The sequence below is a fragment of the Deltaproteobacteria bacterium genome, assembly GCA_019309045.1.
Lineage (GTDB): Bacteria > Desulfobacterota > Syntrophobacteria > BM002 > BM002 > JAFDGZ01.
On the sequence record JAFDGZ010000133.1, the window covers coordinates 1 to 5491 of the forward strand.

At 54.0% G+C, this 5491-nt stretch carries 6 protein-coding genes and 1 pseudogene; 2 read left to right on the forward strand and 5 right to left on the reverse strand.

The window, feature by feature from the left end; translation table 11 throughout:
• Positions 1-281: 281 nt before the first annotated feature.
• From ruvB to JRI89_16415, 5 genes are all read right to left on the reverse strand, one after another.
• Entirely contained in the window at positions 282-1337 is a 1056-nt protein-coding gene (ruvB, locus tag JRI89_16395; protein ID MBW2072814.1) for a Holliday junction branch migration DNA helicase RuvB, read from the reverse strand.
• Between the two features lie 29 nt (positions 1338-1366).
• Positions 1367-1969 (reverse strand): Holliday junction branch migration protein RuvA, encoded by a 603-nt coding sequence (gene ruvA / locus JRI89_16400; protein ID MBW2072815.1) that lies wholly within the window; start codon positions 1967-1969, stop codon positions 1367-1369.
• Positions 1966-2466, reverse strand: a complete 501-nt coding sequence (ruvC, locus tag JRI89_16405; protein ID MBW2072816.1) for a crossover junction endodeoxyribonuclease RuvC — start codon at positions 2464-2466, stop codon at positions 1966-1968. The genes ruvA and ruvC overlap by 4 nt, the downstream gene beginning before the upstream one ends.
• Before the next feature lie 57 nt (positions 2467-2523).
• On the reverse strand, positions 2524-3270 hold the full coding sequence (locus tag JRI89_16410; protein MBW2072817.1) for a YebC/PmpR family DNA-binding transcriptional regulator: 747 nt from the start codon (positions 3268-3270) through the stop codon (positions 2524-2526).
• 200 nt (positions 3271-3470) lie between these two features.
• Entirely contained in the window at positions 3471-4085 is a 615-nt protein-coding gene (locus JRI89_16415; protein ID MBW2072818.1) for an RlmE family RNA methyltransferase, read from the reverse strand.
• Positions 4086-4531: 446 nt separating this feature from the next.
• Between JRI89_16415 and groES the strand changes: the two genes are divergently transcribed.
• Positions 4532-4822 carry a co-chaperone GroES gene (gene groES, locus JRI89_16420; GenBank protein MBW2072819.1) on the forward strand — a complete coding sequence of 97 codons (291 nt, stop codon included), beginning with the start codon at positions 4532-4534 and terminating at the stop codon, positions 4820-4822.
• 171 nt (positions 4823-4993) lie between these two features.
• Positions 4994-5491: pseudogene (gene groEL, locus JRI89_16425) on the forward strand (chaperonin GroEL).

The window sequence follows — 5491 nt, forward strand, 5'->3', positions numbered from 1 at the left end:
GGGGTGATCGGCATGGGCACACTGGTTGCCCTGGCCAGGACGCTGCGCGACCTCAAGAAAAGGGGTGAAGGCCACTGAGATTCGCCAGGCAGCAGCGTTAGAAAAAGGGAAAAGTCGACAAGGCCTGGTCCCGCGCGGGAGAGCTGCTTTTTCCGCCCTCATAAAGCGGCGCCACAGGTGCCAGCCTTGGCAATCTTTCCAAGAGATCCCACCGAATGACCACAGACATGCGTGATTTCTGAGACTCGTGGGAATCATGCCAACGGGCCGCGGTGCTTCAGCTAGTTGTCATGATTGGGGGGAGAGTGCCCTTCCATTTCGAAGAGCTCTTGCTGGTGAGTTTTCCCGGGAGAGCGGTTGAAATGGAGATAGGCAAGCCTGGTAGCAACGCGTCCCCGTGGAGTGCGCTTGAGGTAGCCCTCCTGCAGTAAATACGGCTCGTAGACATCCTCCAGAGTGTCTTTTTCCTCTCCCACTGCAGCGCAGAGAGTGTCGATGCCAACCGGCCCGCCATCGAATTTGTCGATGAGCGTCAGAAGGATTTTTCTGTCCATCTTGTCGAAACCTTTGCCATCAACACCGAGCATTTCCAGGGCGGCATCCGTGACCTCTCGAGTAATGATCCCGTCTGCCCGCACCTCGGCGTAGTCGCGCACCCGGCGCAACAACCGGTTGGCGATTCTGGGAGTGCCGCGGGAGCGCCTGGCAATCTCCCAGGCGCCGCCACGGTCCACTGATATTCCGAGAAGGTTGGCTGAGCGGTGGACGATCCTGGCAAGTTCTTCTGGCTGATAGAAATCCACCCGCAGCGCCACCCCAAATCGATCTCGCAGCGGTGGGGTCAGCAGACCGGCCCTGGTGGTGGCTCCAACCAGGGTAAAGTGAGGCAAGTCCAGCTTGACTGTTCTGGCGCTGGGGCCCTGGCCAATGATGAGATCGAGCTGAAAATCTTCCATGGCTGGATAGAGAATTTCTTCCACCACAGTGTTGAGTCGATGAATTTCGTCGATGAAAAGGACATCGCGGTTGTCCAGGTTGGTGAGGATGGCAGCGAGGTCGCCGGGCCTTTCAACTACAGGACCAGAAGTGGTGCGAATATTGACGTTCAGTTCCTGGGCAATGATGTAGGCAAGGGAGGTCTTGCCCAGGCCGGGAAAGCCGTGAAGCAGCACATGGTCCAGAGCTTCATGGCGGGCCCTGGCAGCTTCTATGAACACCCGCAGATTATCCTTCACCCGCTGCTGGCCAATATAGTCATCGAGACTCCGGGGACGGAGGGTTGCCTCGAGGCGTCCTTCTTCTGTCTTTTCCATGCCGCTCAGTAAACGTTCTTCCATGGAGTCCGTCCTCTGGGTCTCTCCGAAGCTCAGGCAAGGGCCCGGAGTGCTTCTTTCAACAAACTCTGCAGATTGACCGGCTGCTCTATTTTTGGCCAGACGCTGTTCAGGGCTTTCTTGGCCACCTTTGCCTTATAGCCGAGATTGAGCAGGGCAGAAAGGGCATCCTCCATAATGGCCTCATCCTGCCATTGCGGAGGAGATTCCTTCTGAATTGAGGGCAGGTCCATTTTAGCCAGTTTGTCCCTCAGCTCCACCACCAGTCGTTCGGCAGTCTTGCGTCCCAGACCCGGTATGGCCACCAGGCGCGGCAGATCTTCCTGCCTGATGGTGGTTGCCAGTTCAGCCACTCCCACACTGGAAAGGATGTTTATGGCCAACCGCGGTCCAATGCCGGTAACACTGAGGAGAAGTTCGAAGAGCTGCTTTTCCTGGCGCGATTGGAAGCCATACAGCTGCAGGGTCTTTTCCCGCACGTGCGTGTAGGTGTGCAGGGACACCTGGCCGCCGTTCTCTGGAAGTTCGTAAAAAGTTGTCAGGGGAACATAGATCTCGTAGCCGACTCCCCCCACATCAATGATGACGCATTCTGGTGATTTGAACAAAAGAGAGCCCTGGATGTGGGCAATCATGATGTCATTCCTCTGGCGATTCGGGATGTCACCTGGCAGCTGTGCAAATGGCAGATGGCTACAGCCAGGGCATCGGCAGTGTCAGCTTGGGGCAGCCCCTCCAGACTCAAGAGATTCTGGACCATGATCTGCACCTGCTTTTTCTGGGCCCGGCCATAGCCAACCAGGGCCTGTTTTACCTCGAGGGGCGAGTACTCGGCAATGTTCAGGCCGGCTTTGATGCCGGCCAGAATGACAACACCGCGGACATGCCCCAGTTTCAGGGCAGTTTTCACATTGCGCGCGTAGAACAGATCTTCCACAGCCATTACCTGTGGTGCATGCTCGCCAATAATCGCTGTCAATTCACGAAAAATGTTCTCGAGCCGCCAGTTGAAGGCGAGGCTGGCCGGCGAAAGAATCCGGCCACTGGCCACATGAGAGGGGCGGCGCCCGGAGGCTTCGACTATGCCGTATCCTGTAGCCAGGGAACCGGGATCTATGCCAATAATTCTCATTTGTCCATCCCCACCAGGGGAGCAAGGCAACAATTGCTGTCTAATCGGCGAGAGGCTTCAGGTGATCCGCTGCAAAATCTCCACAGGAATATCAAAGTTCGCATAGGCCTTTTGCACATCGTCCGAGTCTTCGAGTGCTTCCATGAGCTTGAGTATCTTTACGGCCTGAGCTTCGTCCAGCTGCACGGAATTTTTGGGAACCATGGTTATTTCGGCCATGGTATAAGGCATGCCTTTCTCATCGAATGCCTGCTTGACAGCTTCAAAAGACTCGACTGAAGTGTGGACCTCCAGCTGGTCCTCAGTGGCGATTACGTCATCGGCGCCTGCTTCGATGGCCACCTCCATCACCTCGTCTTCACTCACCTGGTCCTGGTCGAAGGCTATCAGTCCTTTCTTGTCGAACATCCAGGCCACGCAGCCAGCTTCTCCAAGATTGCCGCCGTGCTTGCCAAAAATGTAGCGCAGATCTGCAGCAGCCCTGTTCTTGTTGTCCGTCATTATTTCCACCAGAACAGCCACGCCGCCAGGACCATAGCCCTCATAGACAAGTTCTTCGTATGAGACGCCGCCGAGTTCCCCGGTTCCTTTCTTGATAGCCCGGTCAATATTTTCCTTCGGCATGTTTTCGGCTTTGGCCGCAGCAATGGCTTGCCGCAGTCTTGGATTCCCGGTTGGATCACCGCCTCCCAGGCGTGCAGCAACCTGAATTTCTTTGATGATTTTGCTGAATATCTTACCCCTCTTGGCATCAATAGCGCCTTTTTTGTGGCGGATACTATGCCATTTCGAATGTCCCGACATAGGTCGTTCCTCCCAGCAAGATCAAAATAGTTTCACAGGGACGATGCTGTAATGGAGCAGCTTCCACCCAGGCTAGGCGCAGATACTGGAGCTGCCGATCAGGCAGTGAAACAGTTGCTGCAGCTGGCCGCGGTGGGCGTTCATTTGCTCTGCTCCTGCTCCACTTCACTCTCGAGTGAGGTAAATGGACCCCACTGCGCTTATTGTTCGGGCAGGTCAGATGAAGCCTGCCTTTTTCCCAGGGCCACCAGGTACAATTCCCTGCTCCCTTTGCGAACAGCACGAGGCCTGATTCCCCTGACGCGCTCAAACATTGTCCTCAGCTTCTTGTTGAGAACGTCCAGTTCGGAGCCCTGGAAGATCTTTGCCACGAAGTGGCCGCCCGGCTGAAGCAGACTTGCGGCGAGCGCCAGGGCCTTTTCCACGAGCATGGCAGAGCGGGCGCTGTCTACGGAACGAATTCCAGTGGTTGCTGGAGCCAGGTCACTGAGGACCACATCGAAGGTGCTGGAATACCTGAAAAGATCGGTGGGCAGAAGGTTGAAAACATCACATGCAATGATGTGCACGTTAGTCGGGAGGGAAATATCCACTGGCTGGATATCGACTCCCACCACCAAACCATTCTTGCCAACGGCCCTGGAGCAATACTGCAGCCATGAACCAGGGTAGCAGCCCAGGTCCAAAACCTTGTATCCAGGCTTCAGCAGACCCACACGCCTGTCCACTTCTTCTAATTTGTACACTGAACGAGCAACAAATCCCTGTCGCTTGGCCCGCTGAAAAAAATGATCGTGAGGCTGCCACTTTCCCATTGGAATCGAAACCTGTATTCCTGTCGCTCTTCCTTGTAGCACAGGGCAAAACCTCTTGTAAATAGCGTTGAAGAGGAGGGCGCACTCATTTTTGCCGTGCTGAATGGCATCCGCTGCAAATTTGCTTGTGGAAAGTTGCGAGTCGCGGCAGCGGGTTGCCACTTTATGAGGTCTCGATGCCGGTTAGTGGTACTGTTCCTAAAATAACATGTATCAGGTTATAATATGGCGAAAACTGGTGAAATAATCTCCTTATATGGAAATGACATGGCCATTTTGTCAATTTTATAGATAAATCTTCTAGAATAGTGTTATATGAAGTTTGATTTTTGCCAGCCATACGGATATCCTCTTTTTGTGTTAGCACTCAATAAAGGTGAGTGCTAACACAAAAGGCATTTAGCCGGGGAAGAACATATCTTTTATGGAAAAAGGAGAGTGGAGCAATGGAACTGAAACCGCTGAACGACCGTATTGTGGTAAAACGGACAGAGGAGGAGGAAGTAACCAAGGGTGGCATCATTATTCCTGATACTGCCAAGGAGAAGCCGATTCAGGGTGAAGTCCTGGCAGTGGGTACAGGCAAGGTAAACGAAGATGGCAGCAAGATCCCTCTCGATGTTAAAAAGGGAGATACCATTCTCTTCAGCAAATACGCCGGCACTGACATAAATGTCGAGGGAGAAGAATTGTTGATTATGAGAGAAGACGATGTGCTGGCAGTGGTAGAAAAATAAGCGGTGCTCCCCTGACTGGACAGCTGGCAGAGAGGAAAGGCGACATGGCGCCGGTTGAGCGGGAGCACTGGTCTTTAATCTACCCGGGATACAGGTTTGCGACTGCATGCTGTACAGAGATGCAACATTCACTGACTTATTGGCCGAACCTACTGAAACAAGGAGACAAAGATGGCCGCAAAAGAACTGAAGTTCACTGAGAAGGCTCGCGAGTCCCTTCTCGAAGGCATAAACGCTCTTACCAATGCGGTGAAGGTTACTCTGGGTCCCAGGGGACGCAATGTGGTGTTGGAGAAGAGCTGGGGATCTCCCACCATCACCAAGGATGGGGTGACGGTGGCCAAAGAGATCGAGCTCGAGGACAAGTTCGAGAACATGGGAGCCCAGCGACGGCACCACCACCGCCACCATACTGGCGCAGTCGATATTTTTTGAAGGCTGCAAACTGGTAATTGCCGGACACAATCCCATGGCGCTCAAGCGGGGTATTGACAAGGCTGTGACAACGGTAGTCGAGGAGCTGCAGAAGCTGAGCAAGCCCACAAAGGATCAGAGGGAGATTGCCCAGGTAGGCACCATCAGCGCCAACAATGATGAGACCATTGGCAACATCATTGCGGAGGCCATGAACAAGGTGGGCAAAGAGGGAGTGATCACGGTGGAGGAAGC

Excerpts from the sequence above, each read along its gene's own strand:
- groES (MBW2072819.1), top strand. The coding sequence starts at position 4,532 with ATGGAACTGAAACCGCTGAACGACCGTATTGTGGTAAAACGGACAGAG.
- ruvB (MBW2072814.1), bottom strand. The coding sequence starts at position 1,337 with ATGGAAGAACGTTTACTGAGCGGCATGGAAAAGACAGAAGAAGGACGC.
- JRI89_16415 (MBW2072818.1), bottom strand. The coding sequence starts at position 4,085 with ATGGGAAAGTGGCAGCCTCACGATCATTTTTTTCAGCGGGCCAAGCGA.
- ruvA (MBW2072815.1), bottom strand. The coding sequence starts at position 1,969 with ATGATTGCCCACATCCAGGGCTCTCTTTTGTTCAAATCACCAGAATGC.
- ruvC (MBW2072816.1), bottom strand. The coding sequence starts at position 2,466 with ATGAGAATTATTGGCATAGATCCCGGTTCCCTGGCTACAGGATACGGC.
- JRI89_16410 (MBW2072817.1), bottom strand. The coding sequence starts at position 3,270 with ATGTCGGGACATTCGAAATGGCATAGTATCCGCCACAAAAAAGGCGCT.